The organism is Pseudomonas allii (assembly GCF_055380095.1).
The window spans coordinates 50,271-70,466 of the sequence record NZ_AP039450.1; the positions used below are offsets into that span (position 1 = coordinate 50,271).

Consider the following 20,196-nt stretch of genomic DNA (forward strand, 5'->3'; position numbering starts at 1 on the left):
TGTGAGGTGCTCGTCAAAGAAATGTGAATGGCCTCATCTGATCCGGTGTTTTTACCGCTCAATCGATTCGTCCTGATGCTTAGGCTGCTATCATTTGTAACTATTGTTTGCCGGTGCGTGATACCCCACTGGCTTGCCACACATCACGCAGCTCCCAGAAGCGGCGGATAAACCCGTGACCACATGATGAGGTGCCACCATGTCTGATCAAGATCAAGACAACCCCCGGCGTGACTTTTTGCGCAAATCCTTGACCTTGATCCCGGTGGTCACGGTTGCCAGCACCGGCCTTGGCGGCTCGATGCTGATGGCAACACCTGAGCCGGCGCAGGCCGCACCAGCCAAGCCAGCGGCGAGTGAAAAGGCCTACGAGCCTACTTACTTCACGGCCGAGGAATGGGCGTTTATCAACGCCGCCGTCGAGCGCTTGATCCCTGCCGATGACCAAGGCCCGGGTGCCCTGGAAGCCGGCGCGCCGGAATACATCGACCGTCAGATGAACACCCCGTACGCCAGCGGCGCCCTGTGGTTCATGCAAGGCCCGTTCAACGCGGATGCCGCTCCAGAGATGGGCTGGCAGTCCAAACTGGTGCCTAAGGACATCTATCGCCTGGGCATTGCCGCGACGGATGCCTGGTCGAAAGCCTTCAACGGTAAAGCTTTTGCTGCGCAAGACAGCGCTACCCGAGACGACATGTTGCGTCGTCTGGAGGCTGGCGGCAGTGAAGTGACCGCGCATTTTGAAGCGGTGCCGCCAAAGATGTTCTTCAACCTATTGCTGCAAAACACCAAGGAAGGGTTCTTTTGTGACCCCATCCACGGTGGCAACAAAGGTATGGTCGGCTGGACCATGATCGGCTTCCCCGGCGCTCGCGCCGATTTCATGGACTGGGTTGAACGCAACGAGCAATACCCCTTCCCGGCAGTTTCCATCCGCGGCGAGAGGGCTTGAACGTGGCGACCATCATGAAGAAAGTGGATGCGGTGATCGTTGGCTTCGGCTGGACCGGCGCGATCATGGCCAAGGAACTGACGGAAGCTGGCCTCAACGTGGTCGCGCTGGAGCGTGGCCCGATGCAGGACACCTACCCGGACGGCAACTACCCGCAGGTCATCGATGAATTGACCTACAGCGTGCGTAAAAAACTCTTCCAGGACATCTCCAAAGAGACCGTGACCATTCGCCATAGCGTGAATGACGTCGCCCTGCCCAACCGTCAGTTGGGTGCGTTTCTGCCGGGCAACGGCGTGGGCGGTGCGGGCCTGCATTGGTCGGGCGTGCATTTCCGTGTCGACCCGATCGAGCTGCGTATGCGCAGTCACTATGAAGAGCGCTACGGCAAACACTTCATTCCCAAGGACATGACCATCCAGGACTTCGGCGTGAGCTATGAAGAGCTGGAGCCGTTTTTCGACTACGCGGAAAAAGTCTTCGGCACCTCTGGGCAAGCCTGGACCGTGAAAGGCCAACTGGTCGGCGAAGGCCGTGGCGGCAACCCGTATGCACCGGACCGTTCCAATCCGTTTCCGTTGGAAGCGCAGAAGAATACCGTCTCCGCACAGCTGTTTCAGAAAGCGGCTGCCGAGGTGGGTTACAAGCCCTACAACCTGCCGTCCGCCAATACCTCGGGGCCGTATACCAACCCTTACGGTGCGCAGATGGGGCCGTGCAACTTCTGCGGTTTCTGCAGCGGCTATGTCTGCTACATGTATTCCAAGGCTTCGCCGAACGTGAACATCCTGCCGGCGTTGCGCCAGGTGCCGAACTTTGAGCTGCGGCCCAATTCCCACGTACTCAAGGTCAATCTCGACAGCACCAAGAACAAGGCCACCGGCGTGACCTACATCGATGCCCAGGGCCGGGAATGCGAACAGCCGGCAGATCTGGTGATTCTCGGCGCCTTTCAGTTCCATAACGTGCGGTTGATGCTGTTGTCGGGCATCGGCAAGCCCTACGACCCGATAACCAATGAGGGCGTGGTGGGCAGGAACTTCGCATACCAGAACATGGCCACCATCAAGGCCTTCTTCGACAAAGACACTCATACCAACAACTTCATCGGTGCAGGCGGCAATGGCGTGGCCATCGATGACTTCAACGCCGACAACTTCGACCATGGCCCCCATGGCTTCGTGGGCGGTTCGCCGATGTGGGTCAACCAGGCCGGCAGCCGGCCGATTGCCGGTACGTCCAACCCCCCGGGCACTCCGGCCTGGGGCAGTGCCTGGAAACGCGCCACCGCCGATTACTACACGCACCAGGTGTCGATGGATGCCCACGGCGCCCATCAATCCTACCGGGGCAACTACCTCGATCTGGACCCTGTTTACCGTGATGCCTACGGCCTGCCGCTGCTGCGGATGACGTTCGACTGGCAGGAAAACGACATCAAGATGAACCGCTTCATGGTCGAGAAAATGAGCAAGGTCGCCGAGGCGATGAGCCCCAAGGCGATTGCCCTGCTCGGCAAAAAGGTCGGTGAGCACTTCAACACTGCGTCCTACCAGACCACTCACCTCAACGGCGGCGCGATCATGGGCACCGACCCGAAAACCAGCGCGTTGAACCGCTATTTGCAATGCTGGGATGTGCACAACGTGTTTGTTCCTGGCGCGTCCGCTTTCCCACAAGGCCTGGGCTACAACCCTACCGGCCTGGTGGCGGCGCTGACCTACTGGTCGGCGCGGGCCATTCGCGAGCAGTACCTGAAAAATCCCGGCCCACTGGTTCAGGTATAAGGAGCGATGACCATGAAAGCACTTGTTATCGCCACCTTCGCGCTTTTCAGCAGCTGCTCTGTCAGTGCCGCTGAAAGCGATTTGATCAAGCAAGGTGAATACCTGGCCCGCGCCGGTGACTGCGTGGCCTGCCACACCGCCAAAGGCGGCAAACCCTTCGCCGGCGGCCTGCCAATGGAAACGCCGATTGGCGTGATCTATTCCACCAACATCACCCCGGACAAGACCGGCCTGGGCGACTACAGCTTCGAGGACTTCGACAAGGCCGTGCGCCACGGCGTCGCCAAGAGCGGTAGTACGCTTTACCCGGCAATGCCCTACCCGTCTTACGCGCGCGTCAGCGACAGCGACATGCAGTCGTTGTATGCGTATTTCATGACGGGGGTCGAGCCGGTCGCTCAGCAGAACAAGGACAGCGATATTCCGTGGCCCTTGAGCATGCGTTGGCCGCTGGCGGCGTGGCGTTGGATGTTTGCGCCGGCAGTCGAAGCGCATCAGGCGCAAGCCGCCGCCGACCCGGTGGTGAGCCGCGGTGCCTACCTGGTGGAAGGTCTCGGTCATTGCGGCGCGTGCCATACGCCACGGGCCCTGACCATGCAGGAAAAAGCCTTGAGTGCCACCGACGGCAACGCTTTCCTGTCCGGCAGCGCGCCACTGGAGGGCTGGATCGCCAAAAGCCTGCGCGGTGACCACAAGGACGGTCTCGGCAGTTGGAGTGAGGAACAGTTGGTGCAATTCCTCAAGACCGGCCGCAGTAATCGCAGTGCAGTGTTTGGTGGCATGAGCGACGTTGTCGTCCACAGCATGCAGTACATGTCGGAAACTGACCTGACGGCTATCGCCCGTTACCTCAAAAGCTTGCCGGCGGGGGACCCCAAGGACCAGCCGCATCAGTATGACAAGCAAGTGGCCGAGGCACTGTGGAAAGGCGATGACCGCAAGCCGGGCGCGTCGGTCTATATCGACAACTGCGCGGCCTGCCACCGTACCGACGGGCATGGCTATACGCGGGTGTTCCCGGCGCTGGCGGGTAACCCGGTGGTGCAGACGGCGGATGCCACGTCGTTGATCAACATCGTGTTGAACGGCGGCACCTTGCCGGCTACCCACGCGGCGCCATCGACCTTCACCATGCCGGCGTTCGCCTGGCGCCTGTCGGATCAGGAAGTGGCGGATGTGGTCAGTTTCATTCGGGGCAGTTGGGGCAATAAAGGTGCGCCGGTGAAAGCCAACGAAGTGGCGGACCTGCGCAAGAACGATATGCGTACCACCTCGGGCGATGACCTGGGCCAGGTCACGCAACGGCACTGATCCCTGGCTGACCGCCAAACGGCACTGGTCAGAAGCCCTGCGCCTCGATACTGTATATAAAAACAGTATCGAGGCGCTTTCATGTCTACTCCGCTGCCGCCCCGAGGCCGGGGCACGGCCACCAACCTGCACAACCGCTTCGCACCGACTGTCAGCGTGGTCGAGGATGACGGCTGGTTCCAGGAAGTGCCGCCGACCCAGGGCACTGAAGTGCGCATCGAAACGGCCAAGACCATCATCACCCGCAACAACTCGCCGGACTTGCCGTTCGATCGTTCGATCAACCCCTACCGTGGCTGTGAGCACGGCTGTATCTACTGCTACGCGCGGCCGAGCCATGCCTATTGGGACATGTCGCCGGGGCTGGATTTCGAAACCAAACTGATCGCCAAGACCAACGCTGCCGATGTGCTGGAACAGCAGCTGTCGAAGCCGGGTTACGTGTGCGCGCCGATCAACCTTGGGTCCAACACCGACCCGTACCAACCGATCGAGCGCGAATACAAGATCACCCGGCAAACCCTGCAAGTGCTGCTGCGCTATCGCCACCCGGTGACCATCATCACCAAGGGGTCGCTGATTTTGCGCGATCTGGACCTGCTCACAGAGTTGGCGCGCCAGCGACTGGTGGCCGTGATGATCAGCCTCACCAGCCTGGACGACGAACTCAAGCGCATCCTGGAGCCACGTACGGCGGCGCCCAAGGCGCGCCTGCGCGCGATCCGGGTGATGCGTGAGGCGGGGATCCCGGTGGGTGTGTTGTGCTCGCCGATGATCCCGATGATCAACGACAGTGAGTTGGAAAGTCTGCTGACCGAAGCTCACGCTGCGGGCGCGCAAAGTGCGGCGTACATGATGCTGCGCCTGCCGTTGGAGGTAGCGCCGTTGTTCGAGGAGTGGTTGGCGGCGCATTACCCGCAGCGTGCGGCCCATGTGATGAGCCTGGTGCGCCAGGTGCGTGGCGGCGAGGTGTATGACAGCCGCTTCGGCGTGCGCATGCGTGGCGAAGGGCCGTTTGCCGACTTGCTGGCGCAGCGCTTCAGCAAAGCCATCAAACGGCTGGGAATCAACCGGCGGGAAGGGTTTAACCTGGATTGCACGGCGTTCTGTCCTCCGGGCAGACAGATGGCATTGTTGTAGACTGACAAGCAAGAATGCACCGCTCCCGTAGGAATAGTCGCGTTTTGATATCACTGAAACCCGCGATCTAGAGCGGTTCATTCAGTTTGAGTTAAGTTTCGCCGGTTACCTTGTTCAGCGAGTGACTGATGAGTCGGCACTGTGGCCCCTGGCGTTTTACAACTAATCCACTGGCCAAGCGTCCAACTGACCTGAACACTCCCCTGCATTAATCAAGAGGATGAATCATGAGTGACAAGGATAAACAGCCGTTGGCTGCGTCGGCTTCTGCCACTCCGGTGGCGGAAACCGCCGATGCAGCGCTAAAGCATATCGTTGACGGCTTTTTGCATTTCCATCACGACGTCTTCCCCCAGCAGGAAGAACTCTTCAAGAAACTCGCCACGGCCCAGAGCCCACGGGCGATGTTCATTACCTGCGCCGACTCGCGCATCGTGCCCGAGCTGATCACCCAGAGTTCTCCGGGCGATTTGTTCGTGACCCGTAACGTCGGCAACGTCGTACCGCCTTACGGCCAGATGAACGGCGGTGTTTCCACGGCCATCGAGTACGCAGTACTTGCCCTGGGCGTGCAGCACATCATCGTCTGCGGGCACTCCGATTGCGGCGCCATGCGCGCGGTGCTCAACCCTGACAGCCTGGAGAAGATGCCGACGGTCAAGGCCTGGCTGCGGCATGCCGAGGTCGCCAAGACCATGGTCCATGACAACTGCGACTGCGCCAATGAAGGCGAGAGCATGAAGGTGCTCACCGAAGAAAACGTCATCGCCCAGCTGCAACATTTGCGCACCCACCCCTCCGTGGCTTCGCGCATGGCCAATGGTCATTTGTTTATCCACGGTTGGATCTACAACATCGAGACCAGCGAAATCCGCGCCTACGATGCCGACCAGTCGACGTTCCGACCGTTGAGCGGCGACGGACCGATCCCTTGCGCGACGCCTAAAGCGCGCTTCTAAAACACTTCCCTGCCGGGTAAAGCGGTGGCTGCCATGGACGCAGCCAGGCTTTACCGCGCCCGGCGAATGCCTCGGGAGAGTCATCATGCGTGCTGCTCAATTGAAAGCTGTATTGCCAAGGGAGCTGCTCGCTTCCGTGGTTGTGTTTCTGGTCGCCCTGCCCTTGTGCATGGGGATCGCGATCGCCTCTGGCATGCCGCCGGCCAAAGGCCTGATTACCGGGATTATCGGTGGCCTGGTGGTGGGCTGGTTGGCGGGCTCGCCGTTGCAAGTCAGTGGCCCGGCGGCGGGCCTGGCGGTGCTGGTGTTCGAGTTGGTGCGCCAGCACGGCATGCTGATGCTCGGGCCGATCCTGCTGCTGGCGGGATTCCTGCAACTGGTTGCAGGGCGTTTGCGCCTGGGCTGCTGGTTCCGCGTCACGGCACCGGCGGTGGTGTACGGCATGCTGGCGGGGATTGGCGTGTTGATTGTGCTGTCGCAGATTCACGTGATGCTCGACGGCGCGCCCAAGCCTTCGGGGCTCGACAACCTGGCAGGCTTCCCGGCGGCACTGGCCGACGCAATCCCGACCCTGGGCGGTGGCCTCGGCTGGCAGGCGGGGTTGCTCGGTTTGTCGACGATGCTGGTGATGTACGCCTGGGATAAATTGCGCCCGCAGAAGCTGCGCTTTGTGCCTGGCGCTTTGCTGGGCGTGGGCCTGACCACGGTTGTCAGCCTGGTGCTGGCGTTGCAGGTCAAGCGTGTCGAAGTCCCGGAAAACCTCGCCGATGCTATCGACTGGCTACGCCCCAGCGACCTGTTGAACCTCGCCGATCCCCAGCTGTTGATCGCGGCATTTGCCGTGGCGTTTATCGCGAGCGCTGAAACGCTGCTGTCTGCCGCGGCGGTCGACCGCATGCACAGTGGTCAGCGTTCGGATTTCGATAAGGAATTGTCTGCTCAAGGTGTCGGCAACATGCTCTGCGGCCTGGTCGGCGCCTTGCCGATGACCGGTGTGATCGTGCGCAGCTCGGCCAACGTGCAGGCTGGTGCAACCACGCGCTTGTCGGCGATGTTCCATGGCCTGTGGCTGCTGGCGTTCGTTCTGTTGCTGTCGAGTGTGCTGCAAAGCATCCCGGTGGCGAGCCTGGCGGGGGTGCTGGTGTACACCGGTATCAAGCTGGTGGACATCAAGGCGTTCAAGGCGCTGGGGCGTTATGGGCGGATGCCGATGTTTACCTATGCGGCCACGGCGCTGGCGATCATCTTTACCGACCTGCTGACCGGCGTATTGGTGGGCTTCGGGTTGACGTTGGTCAAGCTGGCGTTCAAGGCTTCAAGGCTCAAGGTCAGCCTGATCGACCTGCCTCAGGACGGTGAGATGGAGCTGCGCCTGACCGGTGCGGCGACCTTTCTGAAAGTGCCCGCGTTGACTCAAGTCTTGTCGACGGTGCCTGCCGGGACGACCGTGCATGTTCCGCTGAGCAACCTGAGTTACATCGACCATTCCTGCCTGGAATTGCTGGAGGAATGGGGGCGGGCCAATGCGGCCAAGGGCTCGACGTTGGTGATCGAGGCGCGCGGGTTGAAGCGTCGGCTGGAAGGCCGGGTGAGGACGACGACGGGGATAGGCTCCGCGCCAGCCTGAACAGCAAAACAACGCCTGTAGGAGCTGGCAAGCCAGCTCCTACAGGCGGGATCAGGCCGGCTGATCCAGCGCCAACTCAACCCCCAGCTGTCGCGACAGGCATGGCCAGCGCTTCCACGCGGCTTCCGTGTCGGGGCTCTTGAGCTGTTCGCGATAAGCCTCCACGGACTCCAGCGCAAAGCTTTCTTCGTTGAGCATTTCATCCACTGCGTGGTGCACCGCTTCATCCAGCTGGTTGGCGAAGGCTTCGCCGATCAGCTGATGGGCAATGACATTGGCCACTGTGGTATCGGCCGGAATCAACGGCTGGCCAAAGTGCTTGATATACAGATCGTTGACCTCTTCGACCAGGCGATGAGCCAGGTAGGCCTCATCCAGCAGGCCATCGAGACCTTCGTGGCCGGCCAGGATGGCGGGCGGTTGCAGGAAGAAATGCTCGGCGATCTTCAGTACCGGCTTGATCTGGCTTTCGATACCGGCCTCGCGGGCCACGTCGTTGGCGGCGTCCAGCAAGTCCGGGACCAAGTCGATGTAGGCGGTGACAAAGCGGGTCATGACAATGTTGCGATCACCGTCAGCCAGGGAGATGGCCGAATGCAGGTGCGGCAATTGTTTTTCCAGTTGCAGGGCAAGCTGGCCAGTGCTGGCTTCGTGTTGATGGGCACGGGAAATCTGCTCGCGCAATGCGGCGGTGTTCATGAAAGCTCCAGTGATGCAGGCGTAGGAAAAGGGAGAAGATAAGGTAGCTCGTTTATACGAGCGCCTCAGACGCATTTGTCATAATTATTTCACGGTTATGCGCCTGCGTTATATCGAATTGCCATCGTTCGTCGGATAAACGATTCCGTGCCCGGTTTTATTGGCTCCAGCCAGTCATTTCTACTCATTTGCCCCTACACATTGCGGGGTTGCAGAGCCTGTCTATACTCGGATTTGTACGCGATTAGCTGATGACGCCAGACTGCATAAGCAGGCAAGGCCAGGCGGTTGTAAGCAGTATGGAAGCCGCTCCCTTCGACGCAGGTGCAAACCGGCGGGATAACAAGAACGATAAGGGGAACCCGCAATGATGCGACATCCACACGTTTGGATGGGCCTCCTGTTGTGGTCAGTATTCGGCCAGGCACATGCCGCCTGGACAACGAATATGGCGCCAGGGGCGACAGAAGTCAGTCACGCTGTGTTCGACCTGCACATGACCATTTTCTGGATCTGTGTGGTGATTGGCATCATCGTGTTTGGCGCAATATTCTGGTCGATGATCGTTCATCGCCGGTCCACGGGCCAGGTGGCGGCCAAGTTCCACGAGAGCACCACGGTGGAAATCCTCTGGACCGTCGTACCCTTGCTGATCCTGATCGCGATGGCCATTCCGGCGACCAAAACCCTGATCAATATCTACGACAGCAGTGAGTCGGATATCGACATCCAGGTCACCGGCTACCAGTGGAAGTGGCATTACAAATACCTGGGCCAGGACGTCGAGTTCTTCAGCAACCTGGCCACCCCTGCCGAACAGATCCACAACCAGGCGACCAAGGGCGAACATTATCTGCTGGAAGTCGACCAGCCGCTGGTGTTGCCGGTGGGCGCCAAGGTGCGCTTCCTGGTGACGGCCGCCGACGTGATCCACTCCTGGTGGGTGCCGGCGTTTGCGGTCAAGCGCGACGCGATTCCCGGCTTCGTCAACGAGGCCTGGACCCGTGTCGAGAAGCCTGGCATCTACCGTGGCCAGTGCGCCGAACTGTGCGGCAAGGACCACGGCTTCATGCCTATCGTGGTCGAGGTCAAGTCCAAGGCCGACTACGACACCTGGCTCGGCGAGCGCAAGGCAGAGGCCGCCAAGCTCAAGGAACTGACCTCCAAAGAGTGGACCCTGGAAGAGTTGGTGGCCCGTGGCGACAAGGTCTACCACACCACCTGCGTGGCCTGTCACCAGGCCGAAGGCCAGGGCCTGCCGCCGATGTTCCCGGCGCTCAAGGGGTCGAAGATCGCCACCGGCCCCGCCGCCGATCACCTGAGCCTCGTGTACCACGGCAAGCCCGGCACCGCGATGGCGGCGTTCGGCAAGCAGCTCTCGGAAGTGGATATCGCTGCCGTGGTGACCTACGAGCGCAACGCCTGGGGTAACAACAAAGGCGACATGGTCACGCCTAAAGACGTGCTGGCCATCAAGCAGGCGGAAAGCAAATGACCTCCCCCATGGCATTGACCTCGACCCGCCCCGCCCACTCGCTTGCAGGAGAACGACCATGAGCGCTGTGATCGACGACCATGGTCACGCCGACCATGCCCACGGCCCCGCCAAGGGCCTGATGCGCTGGGTGCTGACCACCAACCACAAAGACATCGGCACCATGTACCTGTGGTTCGCCTTTGCCATGTTCCTGCTCGGCGGCTCGTTCGCCATGGTGATCCGTGCCGAGCTGTTCCAGCCCGGCCTGCAGATCGTGCAGCCGGCGTTCTTCAACCAGATGACCACCATGCACGGCCTGATCATGGTGTTCGGCGCGGTGATGCCGGCGTTTGTCGGCCTGGCCAACTGGATGATCCCGTTGATGATCGGCGCGCCCGACATGGCCCTGCCGCGCATGAACAACTTCAGTTTCTGGCTGTTGCCGGCGGCCTTCCTGCTGCTGGTCTCGACGCTGTTCACGCCAGGCGGCGGGCCGAACTTCGGCTGGACCTTCTACGCCCCGCTCTCCACCACCTACGCGCCGGAAAGCGTGACGTTCTTTATCTTCGCCATCCACCTGATGGGTATCAGCTCGATCATGGGCGCGATCAACGTGGTCGCCACCATCCTCAACCTGCGTGCGCCGGGCATGACCTTGATGAAAATGCCGCTGTTCGTCTGGACCTGGCTGATCACCGCGTTCCTGCTGATCGCGGTCATGCCGGTGCTGGCCGGGTGCGTGACCATGATGCTGATGGACATCCACTTCGGCACCAGCTTCTTCAGCGCGGCCGGCGGTGGAGACCCGGTGCTGTTCCAGCATGTGTTCTGGTTCTTCGGCCACCCCGAGGTGTACATCATGATCCTGCCGGCCTTCGGCGCCGTCAGCTCGATCATCCCGACCTTTTCGCGCAAGCCGTTGTTCGGCTACACGTCGATGGTCTACGCCACGGCGAGCATCGCGTTCCTGTCGTTCATCGTGTGGGCGCACCACATGTTCGTGGTGGGTATCCCGTTGGTGGGCGAGTTGTTCTTCATGTACGCCACCCTGCTGATTGCCGTGCCCACTGGGGTGAAGGTGTTCAACTGGGTCAGCACCATGTGGCAAGGCTCGCTGACCTTCGAGACGCCGATGCTGTTTGCCGTGGCCTTCGTGATCCTGTTCACCATCGGCGGTTTCTCCGGGCTGATGCTGGCGATTGCCCCGGCGGACTTCCAGTACCACGACACCTATTTCGTGGTGGCGCACTTCCATTACGTACTGGTGCCCGGTGCGATCTTTGGCATCTTCGCCTCGGCCTACTACTGGCTGCCGAAATGGACCGGCCACATGTACGACGAAACCCTGGGCAAGCTGCACTTCTGGCTGTCTTTCGTGGGCATGAACATGGCGTTTTTCCCGATGCACTTCGTCGGGCTGGCGGGCATGCCGCGCCGGGTGCCGGACTACAACCTGCAGTTCGCGGATTTCAACATGGTCTCGTCGATCGGCGCATTCATGTTCGGCGCCACGCAGATCTTCTTCCTGTTTATCGTGATCAAGTGCATCCGTGGCGGCCCGCCGGCGCCGGCCAAGCCCTGGGATGGCGCCGAAGGCCTGGAGTGGAGCATCCCTTCGCCGGCGCCGTACCACACCTTCACCACGCCGCCGGAGGTCTAATGAACACGCCTTGGCACTGCGTACACGGCCAATGTGGGAGGGGGCAAGCCACCTCCCACAATGGCCTCATTCACATTGGGTGGGCGTAATGGCTGAATCCTTGCCGATCAAGCGCCTGGTCACGCGCCTGCTGATCCTGGTGGTGGCGATGTTCGCCTTCGGCTTTGCGCTGGTGCCGATCTACGACGTGATGTGCAAGGCGTTCGGCATCAACGGCAAGACCGCCGGGCAGTACGAGGGCGAGCAAGTGGTCGACCCGACGCGCCAGGTGCGCGTGCAGTTCTTGTCTACCAACGCCATCGACATGGTTTGGGATTTCTATGCCAAGGCTGACGAAGTGGTGGTCAACCCGGGCGCGGTGACCGAGATGCTGTTCGTGGCCCACAACCCGACCGACAAGCCGATGACCGCCCAGGCCGTACCGAGCATTTCCCCGGCCGAAGCGGCGATGTACTTCCACAAGACCGAGTGCTTTTGCTTCACCCAGCAAGTGCTGCAACCGGGCCAGCGCATCGAGATGCCGGTGCGTTTCATCGTCGACCGCGACATGCCCAAGGATGTGAAGCATCTGACCCTGGCGTACACGCTGTTCGATATCACTGCGCGCCAACCGCCGGTGGCTGTGCACAGCGGCGGCTAGCTACTGTTTGCCCCTTCAATCAGGAGAGCGAATACATGTCGACTCATGATACGTACTACGTACCAGCGCAAAGCAAATGGCCGATAATTGCCACGATTGGCCTGCTGGTCACCGTGTACGGACTGGCTGTGTGGTTCAACGACTTGAAGGCGGCACGCCCGGAATCCCACGGCCCGTGGATCTTTTTCGTCGGCGGGCTGCTGCTGGCCTACATGCTGTTCGGCTGGTTCGGTGCGGTCATCAAGGAAAGCCGCGCCGGTTTGTACAGTTCGCAGATGGACCGCTCGTTCCGTTGGGGCATGACCTGGTTCATCTTTTCCGAAGTGATGTTCTTTATCGCCTTCTTCGGTGCGCTGTTTTATGTGCGGCATATGTCCGGCCCGTGGTTGGGCGGTGAGGGTCACAAGGGCATTGCGCACATGCTGTGGCCGAACTTCGAATTCACCTGGCCGCTGCTCAACAACCCCGACCCGAAACTGTTTCCGCCGCCGGAGGGCACCATCAGCCCGTGGGGCCTGCCGCTGGTCAATACCATCCTGCTGGTGAGCTCCAGCGTGACCATCACTATCGCTCACCATGCCCTGCGCAAAGGCCATCGCGGTGCGCTGAAAATCTGGTTGGCGATCACCGTCCTGCTGGGTATGGCGTTCCTGGGCTTCCAGGCCGAGGAATACATCCACGCGTACAAAGAATTGGGCCTGACGCTCGGCTCCGGCGTTTATGGCGCAACCTTCTTCATGCTTACCGGTTTCCACGGCGCCCACGTAACCATTGGCACCCTCATTCTGTTCGTGATGCTGATGCGCATCCTCAAGGGGCATTTCAATGCCGAGCACCAGTTCGGCTTTGAGGCGGCCAGTTGGTATTGGCACTTTGTGGACGTGGTGTGGATCGGGCTGTTTTTCTTCGTCTACGTGCTGTGAGGCGGCTTACCACGGCGCATGAGAAACCAGTTGGCCGCTGAAAAAGCCCCAGGTGATCAAGGCCAGGGTGATCACGGCCAGCACCACACGCACGGTCAGGGCGTTGACGAGGCGGTTGGAGTTGCCCTCGTCCTTGACCAGGAAGAACAAGCCACTGAACAGGCTCACGACGGTCGCGATCAGCATCAGGGCAATAGCGGCTTTGAGCATGGTCGGGCTCCACGGGGATGGGCGGGCAATGAAAACAAGTATAGCCAGCGCCGCAAAACGCTTTCGTCCAGGGATCGCACCCACCTTAGTGGTGCTGGTGCTGCTGCCCTTGATGGTGGGGCTGGGGTTCTGGCAACTGTCGCGGGGCCATGAAAAGCAGCTGCTGGTAGACAGTTATGCCGAGCGACGCGCAGCGGAGCCGATCAGCAGTACGCAGCTCAATGACATGCCCGACCCGGCCTTTCGCCGCGTGCGCTTGCGCGGGCAGTTGGATGCCGAGCACAGCGTGTTTCTCGATAACCGCATGCGCGACGGCAAGGCCGGCGTAGAGCTGCTGCAACCCTTCCATGATCAGGCCAGCGGCCTGTGGCTGTTGCTCAATCGTGGCTGGTTGCCCTGGCCGGACCGGCGCACACCTCCGGCCTTCAGCACCCCGGAGCAGGTCTTGAATCTGGATGCCTGGGTCTACGTCGCCCCTGGCGAAACCTTCCAATTGCACGCCGACCCCGCCAGTGCGCAATGGCCACGCCTGCTGACGGCGCTGCACCCTGCTGCGTTGTGGGCGGAACTGGGGCGCAGCGGTTTCACCTATGAGCTACGTGCCGAGCCCGGCCCCGGCACTTACGAAACCACCTGGCCCATCGTGGCCATGGGGCCGGAAAAACACCTGGCGTATGCCGTGCAGTGGTTCGCCATGTCGCTGGCGTTGCTGGCGCTTTACCTCTACCTCGGATGGCACAACAAAAAGGAGAAGCCCCATGGGAGCGGCCATGAATCCACTCAACATGTCTGAGGTGCCTGATCGGCGCAAAGGCCGTTGGCAGTTGATCCTGATCCTGATGATGGTGATCGGCCCGATGGCGCTGGCCACCTTCATGTACAAGCTGCAGTTCTGGGTGCCGGACAGTCGCAGCTACCACGGCGAGATGATCGGCAACGGCCAGACCCGCGCCGACATTGGCGTGCCGGCCGATGAGCAGCGCTGGCAACTGCTGGTCACCGCGCCCGCCGCGTGTGCCGCCGATTGCCAGCAACTGGTCTACCTCGCACGCCAATTGCAGATTGGCCTGGGGCGCGACGCTTCCCGTGCCAGCCATGCCTTGGCCAGTGCGCAGCCGCTGGGCAGCGACTATGACGCCAAGCTCAAGGTCGAGTACCCGCAACTGCAACGCTACCCGCTGGACTTGTCGACCTTCAGTAAAAATGCCGCTGCGCCGGGCGATGCGCAGCTGTGGATCGTCGACCCCCACGGCAACCTGGTGCTGCGCTACGACGCTAGGGTCAAGGGCAAGGACTTGCTCAACGACCTGCGCCATCTGCTGAAACTGTCGAACATCGGATAGGGGCATCGTCATGGCCAAACCTGGATTTCGCCTCGCGTTGTTTGCCACCCTGCTGGCGCTGATCGTCGTGCTGCTGGGGGCGTATACCCGCCTGACCCACGCCGGCCTGGGGTGTCCGGATTGGCCCGGCTGCTACGGCTTTATCAGCGTGCCCAACACCGAAGCCCAACTGGCCCATGCCGAGCTGCATTTCCCCGACACGCCGGTGGAGGCCGACAAGGGCTGGGCCGAGATGACTCATCGTTACTTCGCCGGCACCTTGGGCTTGCTGATTGTGTTGCTGGCGGCGCGCTCGTGGAGCCATCGGCGCGATCCGGGCCAGCCGGTGAAACTGCCGCTGTTCGTGCTGGCGGTGGTGTTCGCCCAAGCGGCATTTGGCATGTGGACGGTGACATTGAAGCTGTGGCCGCAGGTGGTGACGGGGCATTTGTTGGGTGGTTTTGCGACCTTGAGCCTGCTGTTCTTGCTGACCCTGCGTTTGTCCGGCGTATTGCCCGCCTTGATCGTGCCCAAGCGCCTGCAATATTGGGCGACGGCAGGCTTGGTGCTGGTGATCGGCCAGATTGCATTGGGCGGCTGGGTCAGTTCGAACTATGCGGCGGTGGCCTGTATCGATTTGCCGACCTGTCATGGCGAGTGGTGGCCGGCAGCCGATTTTGCCAATGGCTTCCATCTCACCCAACACATCGGCCCCAATTACCTCGGTGGGCAGCTGGACAGCGAGGCGCGCACCGCCATCCACCTGACCCACCGCATCGGTGCCGTCATCGTCAGCCTGGTGCTGCTGGGCCTGGCGTGGCAGTTGCGCGCGGTAGGCATGACGCGGTTGGCTGGCTTGCTGCTGATCGCCCTGGCGGCGCAAATCGGCCTGGGCCTGAGCAATGTGTATTTCCATCTGCCGCTGCCGGTTGCAGTGGGCCACAACGCGGGCGGTGCGGCGTTGTTGCTGACGCTGGTACTGGTCAACTACCACGCCCGCACCAGCCTGGTCCGGGTGCGCAACCAGCTGCCGTTCGGCTGGCGCTTTATCCCGCGCAAGCACGTATCGGGGCTCGTTACCCTTAAAGGAGAGATGCCATGGCGACCTTGATCGGTGCGCGTCACGGCCAGGCCATCTGGCGTGACTACCTGGAACTGACCAAACCGAAGGTGGTGGTGCTGATGCTCATCACCTCGCTGGTGGGGATGTTCCTGGCGACCCGTGCCGGCGTGCCGTGGCCCGTGCTGGTGTTTGGCAACCTGGGGATTGCCCTGTGTGCGGGCGGCGCGGCGGCGGTGAATCATGTGGTGGATCGGCGGATCGATGCGGTGATGGCGCGCACCCACAAGCGGCCCTTGGCGGAAGGTCGTGTGTCGCCACTGGCGGCGTTGACGTTTGCATTGTTTCTGGCTGTTGCGGGGTTGGCGCTGCTGTTGGCGTTTACCAACCCCCTGGCGGCTTGGCTGACCTTGGCTTCGCTGCTGGGATACGCCGTGATCTACACCGGCTTTCTCAAGCGGGCGACGCCGCAGAACATTGTCATCGGTGGCCTGGCCGGTGCAGCGCCTCCTTTGCTGGGCTGGGTTGCGGTCACCGGACATATCAGCGCCGAGCCCCTGCTGCTGGTGCTGATCATCTTCGCCTGGACCCCACCGCACTTCTGGGCTCTGGCCATCCATCGCAAGGAGGAATACGCCAAGGCCGATATCCCGATGCTGCCGGTGACCCATGGCGAGCACTACACCAAGGTGCATATCCTGCTCTATACCTTCGCCCTGCTGGCGGTGAGCCTGATGCCCTACGTGATCCACATGAGCGGCCTGCTGTACCTAGGCTGCGCCCTGGTATTGGGCGGGCGCTTTCTGCAATGGGCCTGGGTGTTGTACCGTGGCGGTCGGCCGCACGCGGCGATCAACACCTTCAAGTACTCTATCTGGTACTTGCTGCTGCTGTTTATCGCCCTGCTCGTAGACCACTACTTACTGTTGAACCTATGACTCGAACTCAAAAGACTGTCTTCATCCTGGTGGCCCTGGTGGCATTGATCATGGGCCTGACCGTTAACAAAGTGCTTTCGGGCAAGGGCCAGGGTGACCCTACCGCGCTGATCGACGCTGGCATCATCCTGCTGCCGCAAAGCCGTCAGTTGCCGCCGGTGACCATGACCAACCAGGACGGCCAGCCGGTGCTGGTCAATGAATTGAAAGGCAAGTGGAGCCTGTTGTTCTTCGGCTATACCTTCTGCCCGGACATCTGCCCGACCACCCTCGCCCAGCTGCGCCAGATCAAGAGCGAGTTGCCTAAAGACGCGGTGGACAAGTTGCAGGTAATCCTAGTCAGCGTGGACCCGAACCGCGACACGCCGATTCAGCTCAAGCAGTACCTGGGTTACTTCGACCCGCAGTTCCAGGGCCTGACTGGCGCGAATGTGGAGGAGGTGCAGAAGGTCTCGAATGCGGTGAGCATTCCGTTCATTCCTGCGGACACCAGCAAGCCCAACTATACCGTCGACCACAGCGGCAACCTGGCGTTGATCGGGCCGGATGGGACGCAGCGTGGGTTTATTCGGGCGCCGTTGAACAACCAGAAGCTGGTGGCGCAGTTGCCGGGGTTGTTGAAGCGTCAGTAACAGGCAACACATAACAAATGTGGGAGGGGGCTTGCCCCCGATTGCTGAGTGCCAGTCACTGCATCTGGTGGCTGACCCACTGCTATCGGGGGCAAGCCCCCTCCCACATTTTTTGATCTCCAGTGTTTGGGAGATCGGGTTACATCAGAACGCCGGCTTGATCGCGCCTTTGTACTTCTCTTCGATGAATTGCTTCACTTCAGGCGTGTGCAGGGCGGCAACCAGCTTCTTCACGGCGTCCGAATCCTTATTGTCTTCGCGGGTCACCAGGATGTTCACGTAAGGCGAGTCGCTGCCTTCGATGACCAAGGCATCCTTGGACGGGTCCAGCTTGGCTTCCAGCGCGTAGTTGGTGTTGATCAGCGCCAGGTCGACCTGGGTCAGCACGCGCGGCAGGGTGGCGGCTTCCAGTTCGCGGAATTTCAGGCCTTTAGGGTTGGCGGTGATGTCCTTGATGGTCGACAGGATATTGGTCGGGTCCTTCAGGGTGATCAGGCCGTTCTTGGCCAGCAGCAACAGTGCGCGGCCGCCGTTGGTGGCGTCGTTCGGGATCACCACATTGGCGCCGCTTGGCAGTTCGTCCAGCTTCTTGTACTTGCTGGAGTAGGCGCCCAGGGGTTCCAGGTGCACCGCGCCGACGCTCACCAGGTGAGTGCCCTTGGCTTTGTTGAATTCATCCAGGTATGGCTGGTGTTGGAAGAAGTTGGCGTCCAGGCGCTTTTCCGCGACTTGTACGTTCGGCTGCACGTAGTCGGTGAAGACTTTGACCTGCAGGTCCACGCCTTCTTTGGCGAGGGCAGGCTTCACGAATTCGAGAATTTCCGCGTGTGGGACCGGCGAAGCGGCGACCGTGATGGTCTCGGCGTGGGCGGAAAACGCGGCAACGGCGGCGAAAGCAACCAGTAGTTTTTTCATCCAACAAACTCCTTGTTCGGGCATGTGCCGGCATGTCACCGGCAATGGCCGTTATTTTCGAGAAAAGTGCACCACCAGCTTGTCGCCGACGGTTTGCAGAATTTGCACCAGGATCAACAGCATCACCACCGTGACCACCATCACGTCAGTCTGGAAACGCTGGTAACCGAAACGGATCGCCAAGTCGCCCAGGCCACCGGCACCCACCACACCGGCCATGGCCGTGTAGGACACCAGTGTAATCGCCGTCACCGTGATCGCCGCGAAAATGCCCGGGCGGGCTTCGGGCAGCAGGGCGTTGGTGATGATCTGGCGCGTGCTGGCGCCCATGGACTGGGTGGCTTCGATGATGCCGCGGTCCACTTCACGTAGGGCGGTTTCCACCAGGCGTGCAAAGAACGGCGTCGCGCCCACCACCAACGGCGGAATCGCACCGGCCACGCCCAGCGAAGTACCGGTGATCAACACGGTGAACGGGATCATCACGATCAGCAGGATGATGAACGGCAGCGAGCGCAGGATATTCACGATCAGCGACAGCAGCGCGTACAGGCCTTTCTGTTCGAACAGTTGGCGCGGGCTGGTCAGAAACAGCAGCACGCCCAGGGGCAGGCCGAGCACCACGGTGAAGAACAGCGAACCGAACAGCATGGTCATGGTGTCGCCGGTGGCCAGCCAGATTTCGGACCAGTCGATATTGGCGAAGAAACTCAACAGGACGTCCATTAGCGCAGGATCTCCATGTGGACGTCAGCGGCGGTGAAGCGCGCAAACGCAGCTTCCATGTCGCCACCGGTGACGGCGAGGGTCAATTGCCCGTAAGGGATGTCTTTGATGCGGTCGATACGACCGGCGAGGATGCTGTAGTCCACGCCCGTTTCGCGGGCGACGGTGCCCAGCAGCGGCGCGTAGGTCGCTTCGCCCTGGAACGTCAGGCGCACGATACGGCCTGGCACGTGGGCGAAGTCGTCGCGCTGCTCGTTTTCGTCGACTTGCTCGGACTCTTGCACGAAGCGCTTGGTGGTCGCGTGCTTGGGGTGCAGGAACACATCGGCCACCGAGCCTTGCTCGACGATCACGCCAGCGTCCATCACCGCCACCTGGTCGCAGACGCGGCGGATCACGTCCATTTCATGGGTGATCAGCACGATGGTGAGCTTCAACTCGCGGTTGATCTCGGCCAGCAGTTGCAATACCGAGGCGGTGGTCTGCGGGTCAAGGGCGCTGGTGGCTTCGTCGCACAGCAGGATCTTTGGTTTGGTCGCCAGGGCGCGGGCGATGCCGACGCGTTGTTTCTGGCCGCCGGACAACTGCGCCGGGTACTTTTTGGCGTGGTCCGACAGGCCGACGCGGGCGAGCAGTTCTGCGACGCGCAGGTCGATGTCCTTGCGCGACAGTTCGCCGGCCAGGGTCAGTGGCAGCGCCACGTTGTCGGCGACGGTCTTGGAGGCCAGCAGGTTGAAGTGCTGGAAGATCATCCCGACCTGCTGGCGGAAACGGCGCAGGCCGTTGGCGTCCAGGGCGGTGACTTCTTCGCCGTCTACCGTGATCTTGCCACCGCTCGGTTCTTCGAGGCGGTTGATCAGGCGCAGCAGGGTGCTTTTACCCGCACCGGAGTGGCCGATCAGGCCGAACACCTGGCCGTTTTCGACACTCAGACTGGTGGCGTGCAGTGCGGGAATATCCCTACCGGCGACGCGGTAGGTTTTATGGACGTTTTGAAACTCGATCACGTAGCGAACCTTGTGGGGCGCATGGAAAAGGGATCAGCGGTTAGCCGGGCGCGCATTTTAGCCTGTCCGTATAGCGTTTCTTAGCATTTATTTCGTATTCAACCAGCGATTTGGCAATAACGCGATCAAAGGTCATAAAAAAGGAACGGTACAAAATCGTGCCAGTCACTACTTAAGCAACTCGATTTCCCAGGTGCCGTGCCTGGGGTTT

At 61.1% G+C, this 20,196-nt stretch carries 19 protein-coding genes and 1 pseudogene; 15 read left to right on the top strand and 5 right to left on the bottom strand.

The annotated features are described in order from the left end of the window. The first annotated feature begins 199 nt into the window (after positions 1-199). The 6 genes and pseudogenes from ACZ445_RS00255 (at position 200) to ACZ445_RS00280 (ending at position 7,776) form a co-directional block, all read left to right on the top strand. Positions 200-952, top strand: coding sequence for a gluconate 2-dehydrogenase subunit 3 family protein (locus tag ACZ445_RS00255; RefSeq protein WP_058424407.1), 753 nt, complete (start codon positions 200-202; stop codon positions 950-952). A gap of 2 nt (positions 953-954) precedes the next feature. Further along, complete coding sequence (locus tag ACZ445_RS00260; protein ID WP_464708640.1) at positions 955-2,739, top strand: GMC family oxidoreductase; 1,785 nt, start codon at positions 955-957, stop codon at positions 2,737-2,739. Positions 2,740-2,745: 6 nt separating this feature from the next. Continuing rightward, positions 2,746-4,061 (top strand): annotated as a pseudogene (locus tag ACZ445_RS00265) (c-type cytochrome). Between the two features lie 70 nt (positions 4,062-4,131). After that, a complete protein-coding gene (locus tag ACZ445_RS00270) occupies positions 4,132-5,190 on the top strand; it encodes a PA0069 family radical SAM protein (RefSeq protein WP_058424410.1) in 1,059 nt (352 codons plus the stop codon). A 227-nt stretch (positions 5,191-5,417) separates the two neighbouring features. Then, positions 5,418-6,149: a carbonic anhydrase gene (locus ACZ445_RS00275; protein ID WP_058424411.1), complete on the top strand. Its 732-nt coding sequence runs from the start codon at positions 5,418-5,420 to the stop codon at positions 6,147-6,149. An 85-nt stretch (positions 6,150-6,234) separates the two neighbouring features. Continuing rightward, entirely contained in the window at positions 6,235-7,776 is a 1,542-nt protein-coding gene (locus ACZ445_RS00280) for a SulP family inorganic anion transporter (RefSeq protein ID WP_058424412.1), read from the top strand. Positions 7,777-7,827: 51 nt separating this feature from the next. Here the strand turns inward: ACZ445_RS00280 and ACZ445_RS00285 are convergent, their stop codons facing one another. Next, positions 7,828-8,475 (bottom strand): hypothetical protein, encoded by a 648-nt coding sequence (locus ACZ445_RS00285; protein WP_179030114.1) that lies wholly within the window; start codon positions 8,473-8,475, stop codon positions 7,828-7,830. A gap of 367 nt (positions 8,476-8,842) precedes the next feature. Between ACZ445_RS00285 and coxB the strand changes: the two genes are divergently transcribed. From coxB to ACZ445_RS00305, 4 genes are all read left to right on the top strand, one after another. Further along, the gene (gene coxB / locus ACZ445_RS00290; RefSeq protein WP_464707884.1) at positions 8,843-9,970 is read left to right on the top strand and encodes a cytochrome c oxidase subunit II; all 1,128 of its coding nucleotides are present in this window, start codon (positions 8,843-8,845) and stop codon (positions 9,968-9,970) included. 58 nt (positions 9,971-10,028) lie between these two features. Then, the gene (gene ctaD / locus ACZ445_RS00295) at positions 10,029-11,612 is read left to right on the top strand and encodes a cytochrome c oxidase subunit I (protein WP_464707885.1); all 1,584 of its coding nucleotides are present in this window, start codon (positions 10,029-10,031) and stop codon (positions 11,610-11,612) included. Between the two features lie 88 nt (positions 11,613-11,700). After that, on the top strand, positions 11,701-12,252 hold the full coding sequence (locus ACZ445_RS00300; RefSeq protein ID WP_179030113.1) for a cytochrome c oxidase assembly protein: 552 nt from the start codon (positions 11,701-11,703) through the stop codon (positions 12,250-12,252). Between the two features lie 35 nt (positions 12,253-12,287). Continuing rightward, on the top strand, positions 12,288-13,175 hold the full coding sequence (locus tag ACZ445_RS00305; protein ID WP_179030112.1) for a cytochrome c oxidase subunit 3: 888 nt from the start codon (positions 12,288-12,290) through the stop codon (positions 13,173-13,175). Between the two features lie 6 nt (positions 13,176-13,181). Here the strand turns inward: ACZ445_RS00305 and ACZ445_RS00310 are convergent, their stop codons facing one another. Further along, positions 13,182-13,385 (bottom strand): twin transmembrane helix small protein, encoded by a 204-nt coding sequence (locus ACZ445_RS00310; RefSeq protein ID WP_058424417.1) that lies wholly within the window; start codon positions 13,383-13,385, stop codon positions 13,182-13,184. 28 nt (positions 13,386-13,413) lie between these two features. Here ACZ445_RS00310 and ACZ445_RS00315 point away from each other — a divergent pair, with 28 nt between their 5' ends. Genes ACZ445_RS00315 through ACZ445_RS00335 form a run of 5 tightly spaced genes read left to right on the top strand, consistent with a single transcriptional unit; the run spans position 13,414 to position 17,337 of the window. Next, positions 13,414-14,178 carry an SURF1 family protein gene (locus ACZ445_RS00315; RefSeq protein ID WP_464707886.1) on the top strand — a complete coding sequence of 255 codons (765 nt, stop codon included), beginning with the start codon at positions 13,414-13,416 and terminating at the stop codon, positions 14,176-14,178. Then, the gene (locus ACZ445_RS00320; RefSeq protein WP_058424469.1) at positions 14,144-14,728 is read left to right on the top strand and encodes a hypothetical protein; all 585 of its coding nucleotides are present in this window, start codon (positions 14,144-14,146) and stop codon (positions 14,726-14,728) included. The genes ACZ445_RS00315 and ACZ445_RS00320 overlap by 35 nt, the downstream gene beginning before the upstream one ends. Positions 14,729-14,738: 10 nt before the next feature. Continuing rightward, positions 14,739-15,818, top strand: a complete 1,080-nt coding sequence (locus ACZ445_RS00325; protein WP_058424419.1) for a COX15/CtaA family protein — start codon at positions 14,739-14,741, stop codon at positions 15,816-15,818. Then, positions 15,806-16,705: a heme o synthase gene (cyoE, locus tag ACZ445_RS00330; RefSeq protein ID WP_058424420.1), complete on the top strand. Its 900-nt coding sequence runs from the start codon at positions 15,806-15,808 to the stop codon at positions 16,703-16,705. Before ACZ445_RS00325 ends, cyoE begins: the two co-directional genes overlap by 13 nt. Further along, positions 16,702-17,337, top strand: a complete 636-nt coding sequence (locus tag ACZ445_RS00335) for an SCO family protein (protein ID WP_058424421.1) — start codon at positions 16,702-16,704, stop codon at positions 17,335-17,337. The genes cyoE and ACZ445_RS00335 overlap by 4 nt, the downstream gene beginning before the upstream one ends. Positions 17,338-17,481: 144 nt before the next feature. Here ACZ445_RS00335 and ACZ445_RS00340 read toward each other — a convergent pair whose 3' ends face one another. From ACZ445_RS00340 to ACZ445_RS00350, 3 genes are read right to left on the bottom strand one after another with little or no spacing between them, the layout of a single operon-like run. Further along, positions 17,482-18,252 carry a MetQ/NlpA family ABC transporter substrate-binding protein gene (locus tag ACZ445_RS00340; protein WP_092241435.1) on the bottom strand — a complete coding sequence of 257 codons (771 nt, stop codon included), beginning with the start codon at positions 18,250-18,252 and terminating at the stop codon, positions 17,482-17,484. Between the two features lie 51 nt (positions 18,253-18,303). Then, positions 18,304-18,978: a methionine ABC transporter permease gene (locus ACZ445_RS00345; protein WP_010207814.1), complete on the bottom strand. Its 675-nt coding sequence runs from the start codon at positions 18,976-18,978 to the stop codon at positions 18,304-18,306. Further along, on the bottom strand, positions 18,978-19,985 hold the full coding sequence (locus ACZ445_RS00350) for a methionine ABC transporter ATP-binding protein (RefSeq protein ID WP_058424423.1): 1,008 nt from the start codon (positions 19,983-19,985) through the stop codon (positions 18,978-18,980). Before ACZ445_RS00350 ends, ACZ445_RS00345 begins: the two co-directional genes overlap by 1 nt. Positions 19,986-20,196 lie beyond the last annotated feature (211 nt).